We start from the raw sequence: 21,693 nt of genomic DNA on the forward strand, positions 1-21,693 counted from the left end.
TAGAGCTTTTTTTATCTCATAACTTTTCTTTATTTTTATAAAAAACTTGTATCATGTCAAACATCGATTTAATTATAGAAGAACGTAGCCGTGATATAGGCGACTTTTTAGTTGGCAGAATTCTCCCTTTTCGTAAAAAGAGAATGGTCGGCCCGTTTATTTTTATCGACCACATGGGGCCAACAGAGTTAGGTCCCGAAAAATATATGGATGTTGATCAGCATCCACACATCGGTCTCGCAACACTGACATTTTTGTTAGAAGGAGCCGTTATGCACGAGGATAGCTTAGGAACGAAAGTCAAAATCCAACCCGGATCAGTGAATTGGATGGTTGCGGGAAGCGGCGTCACACACACAGAAAGAACACCACAAGAACTCAGAAACGGAAACGTTTTTACGATGCACGGCTATCAAATTTGGGTCGCTCTTCCAAAAGAAAAAGAATTTATGCAACCCGAATTCCATCATTTTGATGCCAACGAATTACCACATTGGCAGGAGGGAAGTACCCATTTTAAACTCGTTGCCGGAACCGCTTTCAGAAAAACTTCGCCCGTTCCCGTATTTTCAGATATGTTTATGGTGGAAATTAAAACTGAGGAAGAATACCAACTTCAAATCAACGCACAAGTGCGTGGTGAAATAGGAATTTGCATCGTTGAAGGTTCCATTCAAGCCTGCGACAATCACGTAGAAAAAGGAAATATGCTAGTTTCCAAAGCAGAAGATGCGTGTTCGCTCACCATCCATCCCAATTCGCATATCATTCTTTTTGGCGGACAACCGTTTGAACAAGAACGTCAAATTTTTTGGAATTTTGTGGCATCTGATCCATCAACCATCGAAAAAGCAAAAGAAAATTGGAGAAATAAAACGTTTCCCATGGTGCAAAATGATGAAACCTATGTTTCTTTACCAGAAGGATTTTAAAACATATAAATTAAATGAACAACAAGCAACTTATCCAAAAGGTTTTCGAACTACAAAAAAGTAAAACCCTAAACTATCAAATTGATAAATTATTAAATTCCAGTAATTTAACAGAAGAGGAAATAATACATATCAAACAAGAAGCCAATAAGTTATATGCTCAATACAAAAGAGAATTCATCATCAAAAGAAATAAAATTGCGTTTATTTCCGCAACAATACTAACTGTGCTAACGATTTTTATTTTCTTTTTCTTACTTCCAACTCAAAATATAGTTCTAAATGTGGGCATTCTTTCCGTTTTAGGAGCACTTTTATTGTGTTTAGGACTCTATTGCATGCTGTTTTTTTACAATTCATGGAAACCCGAAAAAATTGATGAAAACCCTACTTTGGATTTCGACTTAGGAAATTTCTTTTCCTTTTTTGGTTTATTAGCAGCTATTCCGGCTGTAATTTTCTATTTTTTAATCTCTTGGCTCATCGAAAGTGGTGCCGAAAAAAAATTAATTGCCACTAAAGTAGAAACAAAAGCAATAGTGGTAAACGGAAATTATTATGAAGGAGGCGGAATAAGACGAAAACGCCCCGATGATGCTGAAATAACGATAAAATTTAGAACAAAAGAGAATTTAATCATTAGCAGAACAATCGAGATTCCTTCGTATCAATTTAAATATTTTTATAAAGGACAGCAAATTGACATTATTTATTCAAGTGAAAACCCAAATAACATCAAGCTTCTCAATTCAAAAGAAAGTTTAAAACAAGTTTATAAAACAGAAGAACGTGAAGTCATTTTTAAAGATTTATTCACATTTTTAGAATTGTCAGATAAACAAATTCAAGACAATTTAAATAAAGTTTCAACAGGATGGGTTTATGATAAACAACAACAGGGTTGGATTAATGCGAGCAGACAATGTTTTATAAAAAAATCTGAAGGAGCAATTTTCTATATTCCTAAGCGAGAACTTATTATGTCTCTGGATCATGATATACGTAAAAATAAATTTAGAAGAGTTGTTGAAAATCAAGGTATGCTTTTGGCTCAATATGAAAATGAGAAATATGTAATCCAGAAAATTTCAGAAAGGTCGGGCAAGAATGTAACTGTTTTTTATTTAATCACTCAAAACATTACTAATAGTACATCTGAGTAGTATCATTACTAGAAACTTTAAATTACATTTAACAACAAAACTCGCTTATAGCTTTCTATTCTGCCAATAGAATTACCTATATTTGTGGTTTAAATCTAACAAAACAAACTCACATTGTATGAAATTATTAGAAGGAAAAGTAGCCATCATCACCGGAGCCAGTCGTGGAATTGGTAGCGGAATTGCTAAAGTTTTTGCTCAACATGGAGCAAATGTGGCTTTCACTTACAGTTCGTCTGCAGAATCTGCTTTGGTTTTAGAAAACGAATTAAATGCTTTAGGAATCAAAGCCAAAGGATACAAATCAAACGCAGCCGATTTTAACGATGCTCAAAAATTAGCCGAAGATGTAATTGCTGAGTTCGGCACCATCGATATATTAATCAACAATGCCGGAATCACCAAAGACAACCTCTTGATGAGAATGTCTGAAGAAGATTTTGATAAAGTAATCGAAATCAACTTAAAATCGGTTTTCAATATGACCAAAGCGGTTCAAAAAATCATGTTGAAAAACCGTAAAGGTTCCATCGTAAACATGAGTTCGGTAGTAGGTGTGAAAGGTAATGCCGGTCAAGCTAATTACGCCGCTTCAAAGGCTGGTATGATTGGTTTTACTAAGTCAATTGCGTTAGAATTGGGTTCGCGAAACATCCGTTGTAACGCCATTGCTCCCGGATTTATCGAAACCGAAATGACCGGAAAATTAAACGAAGATGTAGTGCAAGGTTGGAGAGATTCCATTCCTCTAAAACGTGGCGGAACACCGGAAGACGTTGCAAACGCTTGTCTTTTCCTAGCCTCAGATTTGAGTGCCTACGTAACCGGACAAGTGATGAATGTGGATGGTGGAATGTTGACTTAGGGAGTTTATAAAAAATGAAGTATAAATATATTATAATTCTTTTCGTCATCGGTGTAATCATAACCATTTTTGGTGCATTACTTAAAATAATTCATTTTGAAATTGGTCCATTAACGGGAAATCTCATTTTGACAATTGGAATGTTTACAAAAATTATAGCTGGAATTATTTTTATAGTTAAGCTTCTCAGTAATAATGGCAATGATTTTTTGAATAAATAGTTAACCGGTAGATAATAATTTTCTACAATAATATGAATAATTCCACCGTATTGCTTTTGCTCTTGTCAGTTTTAATAGCTGGTTTTATTTCGTATTATCACTATTTTTACAAAGCCAATTCCAATTCCAAAATAAATTGGTTCTTGGCTTTTCTGCGTTTCATTGCTATTTTCGGGTTATTGGTATTGTTAATTAACCCGATTCTCACCCGAAAATCATTTGAAACCATCAAAATTCCATTGCCAATTGTAGTCGATAATTCGTCTTCTGTAATCGAATTAAACTCTAACGAATCTGCTTTAGAAGTTTACAAAAAACTGACTTCTAATTCTGAATTGCAAGAAAAATATGAAGTACAATCCTATCAATTTTCAAGCGAATTGGAGTCCTCTGAATCCTATGATTTCAAAGGAATGCAAACTCGAATCGATGGAGTAGGAAAAGGGCTGAAAAGCATTCACAAAAGTGTCAATCATCCCACAGTAATAATAACAGACGGTAACCAAACCCAAGGAAGCGATTATATTTATTCCTTTGACGAGAATAAAGCCGTTTACCCAATCGTTTTGGGCGACACGACTTCAGTTCTGGATTTAAAAATCAGTCAGCTCAACGTTAATAAATATGCGTTTCTCAAAAATAAATTTCCTGTAGAAGTTTTTGTTAATTATTCCGGAAACAAAAATGTTAATGCCACTTTCTCTATTTCTCAGGGAAGTACGGTTTTAAGTAAACAGAATGTTAGTTTTTCCAATAGTCAAAGATCACAACTAATCACTGTTTTATTGCCTGCCGAAAAAGTTGGTGTTCAAGTTTTTAAAGCAACCATTTCATCCTCAGAACCGGAAAAAAACACATACAACAACACTAAGAATTTTGCAGTAGAAATCATCGATCAAAAATCGGAAATTGCCATAGTTTCTTCGATTAATCATCCTGACATTGGAGCTTTAAAACGAGCGATTGAATCTAATCAACAACGTAAGGTAACGCTAGTAAAGCCCAATCAAATCAATTCGTTACAAGATTTTAATGTATTGATTTTATACCAACCTACCTCCGAATTCAAATCAGTTTTCGAAAAGAATAATTTAGCCAATTTAAACACTTGGATTATAACAGGATTGCATACTGATTTTAATTTCTTGAATCAAAACCAGCTCGCTTTTGAATTCAAAATGAGTGGGCAACCCGAGGATTATTTGGCAACTTTTTCTTCGCAATTTAATCTGTTTGCAACCGATAATATCGGCATTGATAATTTTCCACCATTGCAAAATCCATTTGGAACAATTACTTCTAAGTCGGCTTTTGAAGAATTACTTGGAGCCAGAATTCGAAACGTAGAACTCGATTCACCTTTATTAGCCTACACCGAAAATCAAGGAAAACGATCCGCTTTTTTATTAGGTGAAAATATTTGGAAATGGCGTTTACAAAGTCATATCGACCAACAAAGTTTTGAAAAATTTGATGTTTTTATTGATAAAACGATTCAGTTTTTAGCTTCTAACAATGCTCGAAAATCATTGGTTGTTACTCACGAAAACTTTTATAATTCCGGTGATGCCATCGAAATTAATGCTCAATATTTCAATAAAAACTATGAGTTTGACGACAATGCTCGTTTATCCATTACTGTAAAAAACAAAGCAACCAATCAAACAAAATCTTATGATTTACTGAAATCAACCAATTCGTATAAAGTAAATTTAGACGGACTCTCTGCCGGAAATTACTCGTTTACCGTAACCGAAAATAATTCTAAAACTTCTTATTCCGGTTTTTTTGAAGTCTTAGATTTTGACATCGAAAAGCAATTTGTCAATCCGAATTATGCTAAATTAAATCAATTAGCAAATCAAACTAGCGGAAAAACGTATCTAGCCAATCAAGTTGATGAATTAATTAAATCACTTTTAGCGAACGAAAACTACAAACCCATCCAAAAAGAAATAGTCAAAAAAACGCCAATCATTGATTGGATTTGGTTGTTAATCATCATTGCCTTAGCCTTAGCTTCAGAGTGGTTTATTCGAAAATATAACGGATTGCTTTAATTTCTTCTGAAAATTTTTCGTTTCAATATATAGTATCTAAAGCGTAAAAAGTCAAAATAAAGTGCCATAATCAATAAAACACTAGCTACTAAAAGCGTTTTTAATTGGAAGTAGTGAAATAAGATTCCACCAATCAGACATCCTGCAAAAAAGAAAGTAATAATAGAAATTCGTAGTGTAATATTCTTTTCTAAAACTACTTTTTCACCTTCACTTTTTCTAAAAATAAGTTGCGACAAATCTATTCCTAAATCAGTAAAAAGTCCCGTAAGGTGCGTTGTTCTTACAACAGATTTGGAAACATTGGTAACCAAAGCATTTTGAATTCCCATAGCTAATAGTAAGGCATACGTAAAAAATTGACTATTCAAGACGGTTAAATTTTTTTCAAAAAAGGCCAAACCTACTAACGTAATCAGTAAAATTTCTAGCAATAATGGATAAAAGTGCGGATTTTTACTTTTCTTTTTTAAAGCTAATTCTGTCAAAAAATTGGATATAAAAGCACCAACTAAAAAGCACAATGTGAATAGCAAAAATACAAATCCGGTAGCATAATCCTTCCTTGATAATTCTTCAGAAAAAAAAGCAAAATGTCCTGTAACATTCGTTGTCAACACACCAAAAGCCAATAATCCACAAACGTTTACAATTCCTGCAACCATAGAGAGGGTTGTGGCTAATCGCAAGTTGTGTTTAAAAGTTCGGCTATTTCCCAGGTGTCGGAACATTTTTTTAACAAAGATAAAATGTATAAGTGTAAAAACGTATAGCATTAACCTTTTTAGTAATTTAAGATTTGCTTAAGATGTGACTTACCATGTAATTTATTCAAAATTGTGCTGTTATTTTTGTATAAATTTCAAGATATGAAAAGGTTAGTTTTAATTATTTTTTTTATAACAGGTCCATTTTTACAAGCCCAAAACTGGCAAACTAATTTTGAAGAAGCAAAATCTATTGCTATAAAGGAAGACAAAAATATTGTATTGGTTTTTTCCGGTTCAGATTGGTGTGCTCCATGTATGAAATTAGAAAAGAACATTTGGATGTCAGATGAGTTTAAAGCTGAAATAAATAAAAGTTGGGTCACTTATAAAGCCGATTTCCCAAAGAAAAAAGCCAATCAATTGACTCCTGAACTAACAGAACAAAACAAAAATTTAGCTGAAAAGTATAACAAAGGAGGAAGTTTTCCTTTGGTAGTTCTGTTAGATAAAAACGGAAAAGTACTCGGAATGACTGGATTCAAAAATGTTTCACCTGCAGAATACATAGCGATGATTAAAAAATTCGAAAAGTAAATGAAATCGATTCTTCTATATTGTAGTCTTTTCTTTTTATGGAATTCTTCCGCACAAATTGTTCATACCAAAAAGACATTTATGCTTGGTAGTCCTTTTGAGATGACTGTAGTTGCAACTGATACCGTTCAAGGAAATCAGTTTATCAACCAAGCTATTGATGAAGTTAAACGCATTGAAAATTTAATTTCTGATTGGATTCCAACCACACAAATTTCTAAAGTCAATCAAAATGCAGGAATTGCTCCTGTAAAAGTGGATAAAGAAGTTTTTGAATTGATTGAAAGAGCCATTAAAATTTCTAAACTAACAAACGGAGCTTTTGATATTTCCTATGCATCCATGGATAAAATTTGGAAATTCGACGGTAGTATGAAAGAAATGCCAACAGAAGAAGCTATCAAAAATTCAGTTGCCAAAGTAGGTTATCAAAATATTATCCTAAACGAAAATGAAACAACCATTTTTTTGAAAAATAAAGGTATGAAACTCGGTTTAGGCGGCATTGGTCAAGGCTATATTGCAGATAAAGTCAAAACGTTATTAATCGAAAACGGTTGTAAATCCGGAATTGTCAACGTCTCCGGTGACATCTTTGCTTGGGGTAAACAACCTGATGGAAAACCGTGGACAGTAGCCATCGTGAATCCGATTAATAAAAATAAAGTATTTGCCACTTTTCCTTTAGAAGACAGTGCAGTAGAAACTTCCGGTAGTTATGAAAAATTTGTCACTTTCAACGGAAAGAGATATTCACATATTATAGATCCAAGAACAGGTTATCCTGCCACCGGAATTGTTAGTGTATCGGTTTTTGCAAAAACCACAGAGCTTGCCGATGCACTGGCTACCGGAATTTTCGTTCTCGGCATTGACGTCGGACTCGATTTAGTAAACCAAATCAAAGGAATCGAATGCATTATTGTGGATGACAAAGGAGTAGTGCACAACTCTAAAAATATTAACTTAAAGAAATTTGATAAACAATAATTTGAAATGAAAAATATAACAATTCTTGCCCTAATTCTCTTCGCACTTCAATCCTGCAACTCCGTAAAAGAATACGAAAAAGAAAAAATCAATGATCCTGATATGAAATTAGCATCTCGTTCTTCCGAACGTTTTGAAACCAATTTTCAAGTCTATCGCGAAGCAGCAGCCGGAGCCAATGGTGGCAAAACGGGTGGTGGTTGCGGTTGTAACTAATTACTCAAATCAAAAATGAAAAATTATTTTCTTTTACTCTTTCTTTGTTCTTTCTCGCTTTTTGCTCAAGAGCAAGATTCTACACTCGTATTCAAAAAACGAGTACTAGAATCAACTGAAGTTGATTTTTTAATGAGCTATTATAAACAAGACGGAATTCATTCGGCGGTTTCTGGTGGAAAAGGAATGGAAGAATTAACAGATATTACACCAACTATTGTTGTAGCCGTTCCACTAAACGACGACGATGTTTTAACGGTGGATATGGGAATTTCTGCCTATTCCTCGGCTTCTTCAGGAAACATAAATCCGTTTGATAGTGCAACTCCCAGTCCGTGGCAAGCGAGTTCCGGTGCTTCTGCTCAAGATGTTTTAACTACGTTAGTAATCAATTACAGTCATAGTTCCGATGATCGAAATACGATTTGGAATGCACACATTTCCGGATCAGTAGAATATGATTATTCTTCCATTGGTTTTGGTGGTGGTTTAACCAAATTATTTAACGATAAAAATACCGAAGTTGGCATTGCCGCCAATGTTTATTTAGATACTTGGAAGCCCATTTATCCTAAAGAATTACAAGATTTTGCTGATAATGGAAATACTCTGAATGGTGGAATTTTTGATGATTTTTCAATCACAGGAAATACTAATTACAACCCCACCAATTTTGTTTTTCAATCGGAAAAAAATAGAAATTCTTTTGCTCTTTCTTTCAGTTTTTCGCAAGTGCTGAATAAGAAAACACAATTATCCATTTTTGCAGATATTTTACATCAACAAGGCTTACTTTCAGCACCGTATCAACGGGTTTATTTTGCTGATGTAAATGACTCATTTATAAACGAATTTCAGCTAGCGGATGATATTGAACGATTACCGGATAGTCGATTTAAATTGCCAATTGGAGCTCGTTTGAATTATTATATCAATGAAAAATTTGTGTTCAGAACCTATTATCGTTTTTATACAGATAATTGGGGAATTAGTTCGCACACGGCAAGTATTGAATTACCTTATAAAATAACAGATCGTTTTACCATTTTTCCAATGTATCGTTTTTATACGCAATCTGAATCGAAGTATTTTGCTCCACACGAACAGCATCTTTCAACAGAAAAATATTATACATCCGATTATGATTTGTCAACATTTGATGCTCATCAATATGGATTTGGAGTGAATTACACCGATATTTTTACAGCCGCTAAAATCTGGAAATTTGGCATAAAAAACATCGATTTCAGATATAATCATTATTCCAGAAGTGATGGATTAGAAGCAAATATTGTATCTTTCGGAATTAAATTTGTAATGCAATAATTGTGTAACAAATGTTACTAAGAATTAGTAGTTACTTGATTATTTTTGGATAAAATTAACATCATGAAAACCTTTATTTTATCTCTAGTATTCGTTTATTCTCAATTGATTTTTTCTCAAAGTGAATTTAATTATACTTTGGAATTGAATCCTGTAACAGTATCAGGATTACCGGGATTGCATTCCTTTGCTTTTGGTCAAGCTAACGATAAATGGTTAATAATTGGTGGACGATTAGATGGACTTCATGCCAGACAACCATTTAATGCTTTTCCGGCTTCAAACAATAACACTTCTATTTTTGTAGTTGATAAAGTGACGCTTCAGAGTTGGTCGGTGTCACTCAATTCACTTCCAACAGGAATAAAAGAACAATTACAGTCAACTAATATGAACTTTTATCAGGATGGATTTAGCTTGTATATCATTGGGGGGTATGCTTTTTCAGCAACGGCTGATGATCATATCTCTTTTGATAAATTTACAGCTGTTGATGTACCTGGATTAATAAATGCAATTGTGAGTAATTCTCCTATTACTTCTTATTTTAAACAAATTAGTAGTCCCGTTTTTGCTATTACAGGTGGTCAATTAGGTAAAATTGGTGATGTGTTTTATTTGGTTGGTGGTCATCGTTTTGATGGTCGATACAATCCCGTTGGGAATCCAACTTTTACTCAAACCTATAGCAATCAAATTCGAAAATTTACAGTTGATAATTCAGGGAGTCAACTCAGTTATACTTTGGTTGAGCAAATTACGGATCCCATTCATTTACATCGAAGAGATTATAATTTAGTACCACAGGTTTTTCCTAATGGCGAGTTAGGTTATACCATTTCTTCAGGTGTTTTCCAAATCAATCAAGATTTACCTTTTTTGTATCCTGTTGATATTAAGTCAACAGGCCATTTTCCTCAAACAGGATTCAATCAATACCTAAGCAATTATCACAGTGGAAAAGTAGGTTTGTATGAAGAAGTGAATAATAAAATGCACAGTTTATTTTTTGGAGGGATGAGCCAATATTATTTTAATGGCACCATTTTAATTCAAGATAATCTAGTGCCTTTTGTAAAAACTATTAGTAGAGTTACGCGTCAAGCAAACGGTAGTTTAAACGAATTTCAGTTGCCTATTGAAATGCCTTTACTAAGTGGTGCTGGAGCAGAATTTATTCCAAATTTAAGTTTACCTCATTATTCAAACGAAGTGATAAAATTGGATGATATTATTGAGAATGAATTTGTTATTGGTCATTTGGTAGGAGGTATTCATAGTCCTACTCTAAATCCATTTTCTGCTAATCAATCCAATACAACTTCGGCAAGTCCTACGGTTTATGAAGTTAAATTAATCAAACAAGAATCATTATCCGTTTCTGTTATTACAAACAGTAACCCTTTTGTAGTTAAAGTTGCTCCAAATCCCATAAAAGGAAGAAAAATTAAAGTAGAATTTTATATCCCATATTCTGGAGATATCAGTTATTTTATAACAACTTTAGATGGAAAAATTGTGACTGAAGGTGAGGTGGTTGATTTTCAAATAGGTGATAATATCTTTACTTTTCAATTAAACCAAACAATGAAAGAACCTTTTATTTTAACTTTCATTTTTGATAATCGATTTTATAGTTCGCACAAAATACTAACACAGTAATATCTTCATAAAACTATTTCAGTTTTGTGATAATTAGACAATGAAAATACTTATTGTAGAAGACGAAATTGGAATAGCTTCCTTTTTAAAACAAGGTTTAGAAGAAGAAGGCTATGAAGTGTTGGTTGCTAATGATGGTCAATCAGGATTAGAAATGGCAATTAGCCATAAACCCGATTTAATTTTATTAGACTGGATGTTGCCTAAACTCTCTGGGTTAAAGGTTTGTGAATCCTTTAGAAAAACCAATACTACAACGCCAATTATTTTTTTAACAGCCAAAGATACCGTTCAGGATACTATTGAAGGTTTAAAGGCTGGAGCCAATGATTACATCAAAAAACCTTTTAGTTTTGATGAATTGTTAGAACGAATAAAAATTCATTTTAGAGCCACCAAGGAAGTTGATGTTTTGACCTTAGGAAAGATTAAAATTATCCAATCAAAACACCAGGTTTTTTCAGAAAATAATGAAATTTCATTGACGCAAAGAGAATACGAACTTTTGATATATTTAATCAAAAACAAAGGAAAAGTATGCACTCGAAATCAAATTATTGAAGATGTTTGGGATATTCATTTTGAATATGATACCGGTGTAATTGATGTGTTTATGAATGCTATCAGGAAAAAACTCAATCTTTCTAAAGAAGATGAAAGTATTAAAACCATTCGAGGTGTTGGTTATATTGCTAATGATTAAGGTAGTTACAATTTATGCTTAAATTCTCTTTTAGAAATAGAATTGCTTTTTACTATATTATTAGCACTGCTTTGCTGATAACCATAGTTTTTTTAGTAATTTATCAAATGGTGAGTCTAAGCGTTTACAACCACATTAATGATGATATTCAAAATGAAGTTGAAAAACATTTACAAGAAATTGAAATAGATCATAATAACACTTATCTCATTCAAGTAGATGAATGGCGTGAAAGAGAACATAATACAGTGGATGTTAACCCTGTATTTGTTCAATTTTTTGATAGCAACAACGAACTAATTGATAAATCACCCAATTTAAAAAAACTCAATTTAAAGCTTTATCCGGAAAATAGAAAAAACGAATTTATTGATACGTATTTAAACAAAAAACCTATTCGTCAGATTCAGGTTCCGCTTTATGATAATCAAAAAGTAATTGGTCATCTCGTCGTAGCTATGTCGTTGGATGATGCTATTATGGTTTTGTCGAATTTGCGAAACATTTTAGCGATTGCATTTCCATTAATTTTAATAAGTTTATTTCTCATCGCTCGATTTATTGTGGGAAGAAGCATCAAACCAATCAAAACAATTATTGAAACATCTAAACAAATTAGTCGCGAAAACCTAAGTTCGCGAATAAATTTACCACATAATAAAGACGAATTATTCGTACTTTCAAAAACAATTAATGACTTGTTAGACCGAATTGAAAATGCCGTAGAACGCGAAAAACAATTCACATCTGATGCTTCTCATGAATTGCGAACACCTTTGGCTGTAATCAAAGGTACGTTAGAAGTTTTAGTGCGTAAACCTCGCAATCAATCGGAATATGAAGAAAAAATCAATTACAGCATCAAAGAAGTAGACCGATTAAATCAATTAGTTGACGAATTATTGTTATTGGCTCGTTTTGAAAATCAAAAACAAAATACTAAAAAAGAGCCTGTTTTTCTCAACGCATTGATTTTAGATGTATTAGCTCGATTTTCGCAAAAAATAAATGATAAGAATATTAAAATTGAAAATTCATTTGCAGATGATTTTACCATTGATTCTGATAATTATTTGGTTTCTATCATCATTAGTAATCTAGTATCCAATGCAATTAAATATTCCAATCCAAATGGTAAAATTTCTATTGCTTTATGGAAAGAAAACAACCAAATTATTTGTAAAATTCAAGACAACGGAATTGGTATTTCTTCGGAAGAATTGAACAAAATAGGAAATCGGTTTTATCGTTCTCAATCCGTTCTTCAAACCAATACAAAAGGCACAGGCTTAGGTTTATCTATCGTAAAACGACTTACTGATTTATTGAATATTGACTTTAAGATAAACAGTAAATTAAACGTTGAAACTATAGTAGAATTAAGGTTTAACTAATGTATTCCTAAGTCAATCTTAAGGCAATTTCTTTATTTTCAGATTAATTTTACTGAAATTAAAAGTTGCCAAAATGCTTGAGAAAATCATTGCCTTTAGTTTAAAAAATAAACTTATAATCCTTTTGTTTACACTTGGTGTTGTAGGATTTGGTTTGTTCTCAGTTTTCCAAATTTCAATTGGAGCAGTGCCTGATGTTACTAATAATCAAGTACAAGTAATTACAACGTCTCGAAATCTATCTACTCAAGATATCGAACAATATATTACCTATCCTGTAGAAATTGAAATGGCGAATTTGCCTGGTGTAACCGAAATTCGTTCAATTTCTAAATTTGGTTTATCTGTTGTAACCATAGTTTTTGAGGATGAAATAGGAACGTATTTGCCTAGACAACTGATCGCTGAAAAAATTAAAACCGCTACCGAAAAAATTCCAGAAGGTTTTGGAACACCGGAAATGGGACCCATTACTACTGGTTTAGGCGAAATTTATCAATATACTTTAGAAGTAAAACCCGAATTCAAAAATCAATATTCGGTTACCGATTTGCGAACGATTCAAGATTGGGTCGTAAAAAGACAATTATCCGGTATCAAAGGTGTGGTGGAAATCAATACTTGGGGTGGCTATTTAAAACAATATGAAATCGCTATCAATCCATCAAGTTTAAAGGCAATGAATATTTCTACTGCTGCTATTTTTACAGCGTTAGAAAAAAATAATAGCATTGCAGGTGGTTCGTATATTGAAAAAACCAATCAAAGTTATTTCATTCGTGGCGAAGGAAAAGTAAATTCAATTGAAGATATCGAAAATATTGTCGTTAAAAACGATTCTGGTTTGCCAATATACATTAAAGACATCGCCAAAGTACAATTTGGTCATGCCAACCGTTTTGGTGCGATTACTGGAAATGGAGAAGGCGAGAAGGTTTTGGGTCAAGTTATGATGCTAAAAGGGGGCAACTCAAAACAAGTAATTGACGATGTAAAACATAGAGTTACCGAAATTGAAAAAACATTACCAGAAGGCGTTTATATCAACGGATTTTTAGAACGAAGTGAATTAGTAGGAAAAACAACGTTTACCGTTGCAGAAAACCTTATTTTAGGTTGTTTAATCGTAATTTTTGTGGTGGTTTTATTACTCGGAAATTGGCGTTCAGGATTGGTTGTGGCTTCCGTAATTCCGCTTTGTTTGTTATTTGCGATTTCATTTATGAATATTTTCGGAATTGATGCCAATTTAATGAGTTTAGGGGCGATAGATTTTGGAATCATCATCGACGGAGCCGTAATTATAGTCGAGTTCATCGCTTTTCAAATTGCTCATAAATCAAGACATTTAGTAGGTTTAACTAAAGAGGAACGTCAGTTAGAAATTGACCAAATTACCTATAAAAGTGCCTCTAAAATGATGAATTCGGCTATTTTTGGTCAGTTAATCATTCTTATTGTATTTATTCCAATTCTTTCTTTATCGGGTGTGGAAGGAAAAATGTTCAAACCTATGGCAATGACATTTAGTTTTGCTTTAGTTGGTGCGATGTTATTCTGTTTTACTTACGTTCCTGTTGCGGCTTCATTGTTTTTAAAACCGCAAGAAGAAAACCCAAAATCAATTTCAAATCGTTTAATTAATAAATTGAATTCATGGTATTTACCTGTGATTACTTGGGCTTTAGGCAATACTAAAAAAGTACTTTATGGAGCTGTTGGTTTATTGTTTTTAGCTATTGGATTGTTTGCAACTATGGGAGGAGAATTTATTCCAACATTAGACGAAGGTGATTTTGTAATTCAACCCGTTCTAAAAACAGGAACATCACTTTCTAAAACCATTGAAACTACGACTAAAATTGAAAAAATAATTCTTAAAAATTTCCCAGAAGTTTCTCAAGTAGTCAGTAGAATTGGTGCTGCGGAAGTGCCAACCGATCCAATGAGTATGGAAGAAAGTGATATTATCGTAAAATTAAAACCAAAATCAGAATGGGTTTCTGCCGATTCCAAAGATGAATTAGCAGATAAAATAAAAGCGGCTTTAGAAGAGAAAATTCCAAACATGGAAATCGAATTTACACAACCTATTGAAATGCGTTTCAACGAATTAATTTCAGGTTCTCGTTCCGATGTGGCCATTAAAATTTTTGGTGAAGATTTAGATATTTTAGCCAAAAAAGCACACGAAATCGAAAAAGCAATTAAAAATGTGGAAGGTGCATCGGATATTATCATCGAAAAAACGGAAGGTTTACCTCAAATGTTCGTCCAATACGACCGAAGTAAAATTGCTCGTTATGGCTTAAATATTGCCGATTTAAACGAAATGATTGCTTTAGGATTCGCTGGAAAAACCGTTGGGAACGTATTTGAAGGTGAAAAACGTTTTGATATGGTCATTCGATTAGATAAAACCAACAGAACCGATATTGAAGACTTACGAAATTTATATGTTTCCACTCCAAATGGCGAGCAAATTCCGCTAAGAGAATTAGCGTCTATCGAATATACAGAAGGTCCGGCTAAAATTTCAAGAGACAATACCAATCGAAGAATTATTGTGGGAATCAACGTAAGAAACCGTGATTTACAAAGTGTTGTTGATGATGTTCAGCAAATTATTGAAACTAAAATCGATTTACCAACAGGCTATCGTGTTACTTATGGTGGTCAATTTGAAAACTTACAAAGTGCAAAAGCCCGATTGTTAATTGCCGTGCCAATTGCATTATTTTTGATATTTATCTTGTTGCATTTTGCTTTTGGTTCCATCAAAGAAGCTTTAATGGTGTATTCTGCAATTCCTTTATCAGCAGTTGGTGGTGTGTTATTTTTATGGATGCGAGATTTACCATTTAGTATTTCAGCAGGCGTTGGATTTATTGCATTATTCGGAATTGCAGTGCTAAACGGAATCGTACTAATTGAACATTTTAAAGAATTGAAACACAGTGGCATGAAAGATATGAACGAACTAATTTTAAAAGGAACCACCGATAGACTTCGACCAGTTTTATTAACCGCCGCCGCCGCCGCTTTAGGATTTTTACCAATGGCAATTTCATCATCGGCAGGAGCAGAGGTTCAACGCCCGTTAGCTACCGTAGTTATTGGCGGATTGTTCACGGCAACACTCTTAACCATGATTGTATTGCCAATTTTATTCAAAGTTTTTGATGAGAAAGAATTCAAAAAACCAAAATTCAAAAAACATGCAAGCGGAACTTATATTTTGATATTTTTATTGGGTACAAGCTTTGGTTTTGCACAAGAGAATAATGCTGAATTAGATTCAATTATGTCTAAAGCTTTGCAAAACAATAAATTAGTAAAAGCTGGGCAATTGCAAATCGACAAAGCAAATGAAACAATAAAAACGGCATATTCTTTTGATAAAACAAGTGTGTATTACAGTTATGACCAAAATAACTTAGCCCTAAATAACGTACCTTTAAAAGTATTTGGAGTGCAACAATCATTTGCTTTCCCCACGGTTTATGGTGCTCAAAAAAAGGTCTATAAAGCCGAATTAGAAAGTCAAAAGGCTTCTTTCGAATTGCAGAAAAACAAACTCAAATTGGAAGTTTCAAAAGTATATCATCAAATTGTTTATGTGCAACATCAGGAAAAGTTATATAAATATTTAGATAGTTTGTACCAAAATTTCTCTAAAGCAAGCGACCGAAGATTTGAATTAGGCGAAACCAATTACTTGGAAAAAATAACCGCTGAAGCTAAATTTAGACAAATTAGAACCAAACTTTCGCAATTAGATAAAGAGAAAAAAGCACAATTAGAAGTATTACAGGCTTTAGTACAATCGGAGGAAAAAATCAGTATAAAATCGAATGAAATTAAACCTATCAACAATACATTAAATACTTCAAGTAAAGAACTTTATAGTTCTTATTTAGAAAGTGTTACAAATAAATATAAATCGAATGAAAAACTCCAAAAGCAGAACTGGCTACCTGATTTAAACATGGAATATTTTCAAGGAAGAAATAGCGGAATTTCGCAATCTTTATATGGATTTCAAGTAGGTGTTGCTGTTCCAATATTGTTTAATGGGAATGTTGCAAAATCTAAAGTTGCCAAATTAGAAACACAAGCATGGGAACAACAAAAACAACATGAACTAATTAAAATAGATGCACATATCAACCAGAAAAACAGTGAATTAGAGCAATATAACCAAGCAATTGATTACTATAATCAATATGGGAAAAAAGTTTCTCAAGAGATTATTAAAGTAGCCAACATGAGTTACAAACATGGTGAAATTGATTTTTTTCAATTCATACAAAGTTTAGAAAATGCAACCACTATTCAAGTTGATTATTTAGATGCCGTAAACCAATACAACAAAACACAATTAGACTTACAATATGTTAATATACAATAATTTACAAATGAAAAAACTATTTTACATAGCAACAATAGCATCACTTTTATTTTCATGCAAACAAGAAGTTGCTGAAGAAAAAGTAATTGATGACGGATTGATTACAGTAACAGAAGCTCAATTTCAATCTTCAAAAATGGAAATAGGTTCACCTATAGAACAAGATTTTGAAGTTATAGTCAAATCATCCGGAAAAATTGATGTTCCACCACAATATCGAGCTAAAGTAACTACGTTTTTAGGCGGTTATGTAAAAGCCACCAAATTATTAGTTGGCGATAAAGTTGCAAAAGGACAAGCTCTAATTACCTTAGAAAACACCGATTATCTTGATTTACAAAAGGATTATGTAGAAGTTGCTGAACAAATTAACTATTTGAAATCAGAATATGAACGCCAGAAAACGTTGTACAATGAAAAAATTACTTCACAAAAAAACTATTTAAAAGCAGAAAGCGATTACCGCCAAGCGAAAGGAATGTATCAAGGTTTACGTGAAAAATTAGTGTTATTAAACATCAATCCAACTAATGTTGAGCGTGGAAAATTTACCTCACAAATTACAATTTCGGCACCAATTTCTGGTGATGTAACAGTAATGAATGCAAATGTTGGCATGTTTATGTCGCCTTCAGATGTAATTTTAGAAATTGTCGACACTAATTATTTACACCTGAATTTAAGCATTTTTGAAAAAGATATTTTACATGTAAAACAAGGTCAAAAAATCACTTTTAAAGTACCAGAAGCAAGTAAAGAAAGTTTCAGCTCTAACGTACAATTAGTTGGAAAATCGATAGAAAGTAAAGACAGAACCATTTCGGTTTTTGGTACACTATCACCAGAAATAAAAGGAAAATTGTTATCTGGAATGTTTGTAGAGGCTAACATAATTACAGATACTAAAAAAGGATTTGGAGTTCCTTCTGATGCTATCATTACAGAAAATGACAAACATTATGTATTGGTTTTAAGCAATAAAACAACTGAATATAAATTCAAAAAAGTTGCTGTTACGGTAGGAGAAAAATCAGAAAAATTCATTGAAATTATGCCTAATGATAATGTTAATGCTGAAACAAAATTACTCACAAAAGGTGTTTTTGATATAATTAATTAAAATTTCAATTTATATTATAAATTTTAAAATCAAATCAAATGATAACAATAGATAATTATTTAGACAATCATTACATACACAGAAGCAATTGGTTACGAGCTGCAGTTTTGGGAGCAAACGATGGAATAATTTCTATTTCCAGTTTAGCAATTGGTGTTGCAGCTGCAAGTTCAACTAGAGAACCAATTTTATTAGCAACAGTTGCCGGACTAGTTGCAGGAGCATTATCAATGGCTGCTGGCGAGTATGTTTCGGTTAGTTCGCAAACAGATACAGAAAAAGCAGATATTGAAAGAGAAATTAAAGAATTAGCAGAAATGCCTGAAGAAGAGCTAAGAATATTAGCTCAAATATATGAAAAAAGAGGTTTAAAAAAGGAAACAGCAATGCAAGTTGCCATTGAATTAACAGAAAAAGATGCATTAGCCGCTCATATTAGAGATGAATTAGGAATTAATGAAATAAGCCAAGCAAATCCAATACAAGCAGCTATTTCATCTGGTGCAGCATTTACCGTTGGTGGTGTTTTGCCATTACTAGTGATACTTTTTACACCAATAAAAAACATGGAATATTGGTTGTATGCTTTTACAATTATTTTTCTAATAGTATTAGGAAGTATTGCTGCAAAAACAGGAGGCTCAAGTATTAAAACAGCAATTTTAAGAATAACAATTTGGGGAACAATTGCAATGGTTTTATCAGCACTTGTTGGCTATCTTTTTGGGGTTAGAGTATAACAAAAACTAATAAACTTTTAAAACATTTATATATGAACGACGCACATTTACACATGGTAGTAAACCACTTTCCAATTATCGGGACGATTTTTGGAGTAGGAATTCTAATTGCTGGAATAGTATTGAAAAATAATTCAGCTCGAAATATTGCTTATTTTCTTTTTATCATTTCTGCCATTTTTGCTGCAATAAGTATGAACACTGGAGAAGGAGCAGAAGAAATTGCAGAAAAATTGCCGGGAGTAACCGATCAAATTATTGAAACACATGAAGAAATGGCTGAAAAATTTTCACTTATTATGTATTTTCTTGGCGGTTTTTCTTTAATATCCTTATTATTAGCGGTATTTAAAAAACCTCAAGAAAAATATGTTGGTTATTTCACATTATTAGTAGCAATCATAGCTCTATATTTTGCTCAACAAACCGGAACAACCGGAGGCGAAATTCGTCATACAGAGATTAGAGAAAATACTACATTTCAAAATGATCTAATTTCTGTTGAAAAAGAAATTAAATCAGATGATGATTAAGCAAGACTTTTAGGATTGAGTTTGATTTTGTATCTTTATCAAAATCAAAAAAATATTATGAACAAAGAATTCAATCCTAAAATGATTCCAATGATTATTGGAATAATCGTCTTACTTATTTTTCTTTTTAAATCAACTGTTACGATTGGATCGGGAGAAGCCGGAGTTTTATACAAAACTTTTGATAAAGGAGTTGTAACCGATGAACCACCATTGGGTGAAGGTTTTCACATTGTAGCTCCTTGGAATAAAGTGTTTATTTATGAAGTTCGTCAGCAAGAATTGTCGGAGCAAATGCAAGTGTTGTCTTCTAATGGTTTGGAAATCAAATTAGATGCTACGGCTTGGTTTCATCCGCAATATGAATTTACAGGAAAATTACATCAGGAAAAAGGTGAAAATTATATCGAAAGAGTGATTCGTCCTGCCATTCGTTCTGCCGCTAGAAGTGTGGTGGGAAGATATACGCCTGAACAACTGTATTCCACCAAAAGAGATGCTATTCAAGATGAGATTTTCACGGAAACCAAGAAGATTTTAGCCAATCAATACATTCAATTGAACGAAATTTTAGTACGTGATGTTACGTTGCCTTCTACAATCAAAACGGCCATTGAAACCAAATTAAAACAAGAACAAGAAAGTTTAGAATATGAATTCCGTTTAGAAAAAGCTCAAAAAGAAGCGGAACGTCAACGTATTGAAGCCGAAGGTAAAGCCCGTGCTAATCAAATTTTAAGTGCCTCATTAACTGATAAAATTTTACAAGAAAAAGGCATTCAAGCCACCATTGAATTGTCTAAATCAGCTAATTCAAAAGTAATTGTTATTGGTTCAGGTAAGGATGGAATGCCGATTATTTTGGGGAATCAGTAGTTCAACAAATCACAAAGTTTCTAAATTTTTTGTTTTCTAAAAATTTAAGTCATTACATTTGCAACATCATAAAATAATAAAATGTTTTCAATTCAATTACATCATCATCATCACACCTCCGCTCAAGCGAAGTAATGATGCTATGTAAGTATTTCATATATCTAAAACCCGTTTGAGTACATCAAACGGGTTTTTTGTTGTTATCCGCTTTGGTGTACTCATTTAAAAAAAACAAAAAATGAACACCTTAAAAATTGCGATTCAAAAATCAGGAAGACTTAATGAAGAAAGTCTTCAAATTCTCAAAGATTGCGGTATTTCCATCAACAACGGAAATGATCAACTCAAAGCCGAAGCTTCTAATTTTCCATTAGAAATTTTGTTTCTTCGTAATTCCGATATTCCGCAATATCTCATCGATGGAGTGGTAGATGCGGCAATTGTAGGCGACAATCTTTTGGTTGAAAAAGGTCAGAACATCACCGTTGCTGAGAAATTGGGTTTTTCAAAATGCCGCGTTTCAGTGGCGGTTCCCAAAACGTTTCAATACAATTCCATTCAAGATTTGAATAATTTGCGAGTGGCGACATCTTATCCTACAACGGTTTTAAACTTTTTTAAGTCGAAAAATGTTTCAATCGACATTCACCAAATCTCCGGTTCGGTTGAAATTGCCCCGAATATTGGACTTTCAGATGCAATTGTAGATATCGTTTCCAGTGGAAGTACTTTATTCAAAAATAACCTGAAAGAAGTAGAAGTTATTCTGAAAAGCGAAGCAGTTTTAGCTGTTTCTCCTACCATTTCAACTGAAAATCAAGAAATTTTAAACAAGCTTCAATTCCGAATTCAATCCGTACTCAAAGCCAGAAAATCAAAATACATTTTAATGAATGTTCCGAATGATAAAATTCAAGAAGTCAGCCAAATTCTTCCGGTATTAAAAAGTCCAACCATCATGCCGTTAGCAGAATCGGGTTGGAGTAGCCTTCATTCCGTCATCGAAGAAGACACTTTTTGGGAAGTCATCGATCAACTTAAATCCGCCGGAGCCGAAGGAATTTTGGTTTGCCCGATTGAAAAGATGGTTTTGTGAAAAAGTGATTAGTAATTAGTGAATAGTCTTAATGAACCTTAATGAGATTCCCCTTAATACCTTAATGTCAAAAAAACAAAA

At 32.9% G+C, this 21,693-nt stretch carries 19 protein-coding genes; 18 read left to right on the forward strand and 1 reads right to left on the reverse strand.

The annotated features are described in order from the left end of the window. Positions 1 to 53 precede the first annotated feature (53 nt). The 5 genes from B3L86_RS11405 to B3L86_RS11425 all read left to right on the forward strand — a co-directional run bounded on the left by B3L86_RS11405 (position 54) and on the right by B3L86_RS11425 (position 5,241). Positions 54 to 932 (forward strand): pirin family protein, encoded by an 879-nt coding sequence (locus B3L86_RS11405; protein WP_291119149.1) that lies wholly within the window; start codon positions 54 to 56, stop codon positions 930 to 932. Between the two features lie 14 nt (positions 933 to 946). Beyond that, a complete protein-coding gene (locus B3L86_RS11410; RefSeq protein ID WP_291119152.1) occupies positions 947 to 2,095 on the forward strand; it encodes a hypothetical protein in 1,149 nt (382 codons plus the stop codon). Between the two features lie 118 nt (positions 2,096 to 2,213). Then, on the forward strand, positions 2,214 to 2,960 hold the full coding sequence (fabG, locus tag B3L86_RS11415) for a 3-oxoacyl-[acyl-carrier-protein] reductase (protein WP_291119154.1): 747 nt from the start codon (positions 2,214 to 2,216) through the stop codon (positions 2,958 to 2,960). A 14-nt stretch (positions 2,961 to 2,974) separates the two neighbouring features. Continuing rightward, positions 2,975 to 3,181, forward strand: a complete 207-nt coding sequence (locus B3L86_RS11420) for a gliding motility protein GldL (protein ID WP_291119157.1) — start codon at positions 2,975 to 2,977, stop codon at positions 3,179 to 3,181. Positions 3,182 to 3,213: 32 nt separating this feature from the next. Beyond that, the gene (locus B3L86_RS11425) at positions 3,214 to 5,241 is read left to right on the forward strand and encodes a hypothetical protein (protein WP_291119161.1); all 2,028 of its coding nucleotides are present in this window, start codon (positions 3,214 to 3,216) and stop codon (positions 5,239 to 5,241) included. On the opposite strand, the gene B3L86_RS11430 is transcribed toward B3L86_RS11425, so the two are convergent. Beyond that, positions 5,238 to 5,972, reverse strand: a complete 735-nt coding sequence (locus tag B3L86_RS11430) for a YoaK family protein (protein ID WP_291119163.1) — start codon at positions 5,970 to 5,972, stop codon at positions 5,238 to 5,240. The genes B3L86_RS11425 and B3L86_RS11430 overlap by 4 nt on opposite strands. A 138-nt stretch (positions 5,973 to 6,110) precedes the next feature. On the opposite strand from B3L86_RS11430, the gene B3L86_RS11435 reads away from it, so the two are divergent. The 13 genes from B3L86_RS11435 (at position 6,111) to hisG (ending at position 21,612) form a co-directional block, all read left to right on the forward strand. After that, positions 6,111 to 6,545 (forward strand): thioredoxin family protein, encoded by a 435-nt coding sequence (locus B3L86_RS11435; RefSeq protein ID WP_291119167.1) that lies wholly within the window; start codon positions 6,111 to 6,113, stop codon positions 6,543 to 6,545. Further along, the gene (locus tag B3L86_RS11440; RefSeq protein ID WP_291119170.1) at positions 6,546 to 7,535 is read left to right on the forward strand and encodes an FAD:protein FMN transferase; all 990 of its coding nucleotides are present in this window, start codon (positions 6,546 to 6,548) and stop codon (positions 7,533 to 7,535) included. 6 nt (positions 7,536 to 7,541) lie between these two features. Continuing rightward, positions 7,542 to 7,751, forward strand: coding sequence for a DUF4266 domain-containing protein (locus B3L86_RS11445; protein ID WP_291119173.1), 210 nt, complete (start codon positions 7,542 to 7,544; stop codon positions 7,749 to 7,751). A gap of 15 nt (positions 7,752 to 7,766) precedes the next feature. Next, positions 7,767 to 9,077 (forward strand): DUF3570 domain-containing protein, encoded by a 1,311-nt coding sequence (locus tag B3L86_RS11450; RefSeq protein WP_291119174.1) that lies wholly within the window; start codon positions 7,767 to 7,769, stop codon positions 9,075 to 9,077. 63 nt (positions 9,078 to 9,140) lie between these two features. After that, positions 9,141 to 10,739, forward strand: coding sequence for a hypothetical protein (locus tag B3L86_RS11455; RefSeq protein ID WP_291119177.1), 1,599 nt, complete (start codon positions 9,141 to 9,143; stop codon positions 10,737 to 10,739). A gap of 40 nt (positions 10,740 to 10,779) precedes the next feature. Continuing rightward, positions 10,780 to 11,442 carry a response regulator transcription factor gene (locus tag B3L86_RS11460; protein WP_291119179.1) on the forward strand — a complete coding sequence of 221 codons (663 nt, stop codon included), beginning with the start codon at positions 10,780 to 10,782 and terminating at the stop codon, positions 11,440 to 11,442. 14 nt (positions 11,443 to 11,456) lie between these two features. Next, on the forward strand, positions 11,457 to 12,836 hold the full coding sequence (locus B3L86_RS11465; RefSeq protein ID WP_291119181.1) for a sensor histidine kinase: 1,380 nt from the start codon (positions 11,457 to 11,459) through the stop codon (positions 12,834 to 12,836). A gap of 73 nt (positions 12,837 to 12,909) precedes the next feature. Further along, a complete protein-coding gene (locus tag B3L86_RS11470) occupies positions 12,910 to 17,247 on the forward strand; it encodes a CusA/CzcA family heavy metal efflux RND transporter (protein WP_291119184.1) in 4,338 nt (1,445 codons plus the stop codon). A 7-nt stretch (positions 17,248 to 17,254) separates the two neighbouring features. After that, on the forward strand, positions 17,255 to 18,367 hold the full coding sequence (locus tag B3L86_RS11475) for an efflux RND transporter periplasmic adaptor subunit (RefSeq protein WP_291119186.1): 1,113 nt from the start codon (positions 17,255 to 17,257) through the stop codon (positions 18,365 to 18,367). Between the two features lie 38 nt (positions 18,368 to 18,405). Further along, on the forward strand, positions 18,406 to 19,107 hold the full coding sequence (locus tag B3L86_RS11480) for a VIT1/CCC1 transporter family protein (RefSeq protein WP_291096003.1): 702 nt from the start codon (positions 18,406 to 18,408) through the stop codon (positions 19,105 to 19,107). A gap of 32 nt (positions 19,108 to 19,139) precedes the next feature. After that, positions 19,140 to 19,640 (forward strand): hypothetical protein, encoded by a 501-nt coding sequence (locus B3L86_RS11485; RefSeq protein WP_291119188.1) that lies wholly within the window; start codon positions 19,140 to 19,142, stop codon positions 19,638 to 19,640. Between the two features lie 57 nt (positions 19,641 to 19,697). Next, positions 19,698 to 20,516, forward strand: coding sequence for a prohibitin family protein (locus tag B3L86_RS11490; protein ID WP_291119190.1), 819 nt, complete (start codon positions 19,698 to 19,700; stop codon positions 20,514 to 20,516). Positions 20,517 to 20,754: 238 nt separating this feature from the next. Next, entirely contained in the window at positions 20,755 to 21,612 is an 858-nt protein-coding gene (gene hisG, locus B3L86_RS11495) for an ATP phosphoribosyltransferase (protein WP_291119192.1), read from the forward strand. Positions 21,613 to 21,693 lie beyond the last annotated feature (81 nt).

The sequence above is a fragment of the Flavobacterium sp. UBA6135 genome (assembly GCF_002428305.1).
Taxonomy (GTDB): Bacteria; Bacteroidota; Bacteroidia; order Flavobacteriales; family Flavobacteriaceae; genus Flavobacterium.

Coding starts and splice junctions, on each gene's coding strand:
- B3L86_RS11405 (WP_291119149.1), top strand. CDS start 54: ATGTCAAACATCGATTTAATTATAGAAGAACGTAGCCGTGATATAGGC.
- B3L86_RS11410 (WP_291119152.1), top strand. CDS start 947: ATGAACAACAAGCAACTTATCCAAAAGGTTTTCGAACTACAAAAAAGT.
- fabG (WP_291119154.1), top strand. CDS start 2,214: ATGAAATTATTAGAAGGAAAAGTAGCCATCATCACCGGAGCCAGTCGT.
- B3L86_RS11420 (WP_291119157.1), top strand. CDS start 2,975: ATGAAGTATAAATATATTATAATTCTTTTCGTCATCGGTGTAATCATA.
- B3L86_RS11425 (WP_291119161.1), top strand. CDS start 3,214: ATGAATAATTCCACCGTATTGCTTTTGCTCTTGTCAGTTTTAATAGCT.
- B3L86_RS11430 (WP_291119163.1), bottom strand. CDS start 5,972: ATGTTCCGACACCTGGGAAATAGCCGAACTTTTAAACACAACTTGCGA.
- B3L86_RS11435 (WP_291119167.1), top strand. CDS start 6,111: ATGAAAAGGTTAGTTTTAATTATTTTTTTTATAACAGGTCCATTTTTA.
- B3L86_RS11440 (WP_291119170.1), top strand. CDS start 6,546: ATGAAATCGATTCTTCTATATTGTAGTCTTTTCTTTTTATGGAATTCT.
- B3L86_RS11445 (WP_291119173.1), top strand. CDS start 7,542: ATGAAAAATATAACAATTCTTGCCCTAATTCTCTTCGCACTTCAATCC.
- B3L86_RS11450 (WP_291119174.1), top strand. CDS start 7,767: ATGAAAAATTATTTTCTTTTACTCTTTCTTTGTTCTTTCTCGCTTTTT.
- B3L86_RS11455 (WP_291119177.1), top strand. CDS start 9,141: ATGAAAACCTTTATTTTATCTCTAGTATTCGTTTATTCTCAATTGATT.
- B3L86_RS11460 (WP_291119179.1), top strand. CDS start 10,780: ATGAAAATACTTATTGTAGAAGACGAAATTGGAATAGCTTCCTTTTTA.
- B3L86_RS11465 (WP_291119181.1), top strand. CDS start 11,457: ATGCTTAAATTCTCTTTTAGAAATAGAATTGCTTTTTACTATATTATT.
- B3L86_RS11470 (WP_291119184.1), top strand. CDS start 12,910: ATGCTTGAGAAAATCATTGCCTTTAGTTTAAAAAATAAACTTATAATC.
- B3L86_RS11475 (WP_291119186.1), top strand. CDS start 17,255: ATGAAAAAACTATTTTACATAGCAACAATAGCATCACTTTTATTTTCA.
- B3L86_RS11480 (WP_291096003.1), top strand. CDS start 18,406: ATGATAACAATAGATAATTATTTAGACAATCATTACATACACAGAAGC.
- B3L86_RS11485 (WP_291119188.1), top strand. CDS start 19,140: ATGAACGACGCACATTTACACATGGTAGTAAACCACTTTCCAATTATC.
- B3L86_RS11490 (WP_291119190.1), top strand. CDS start 19,698: ATGAACAAAGAATTCAATCCTAAAATGATTCCAATGATTATTGGAATA.
- hisG (WP_291119192.1), top strand. CDS start 20,755: ATGAACACCTTAAAAATTGCGATTCAAAAATCAGGAAGACTTAATGAA.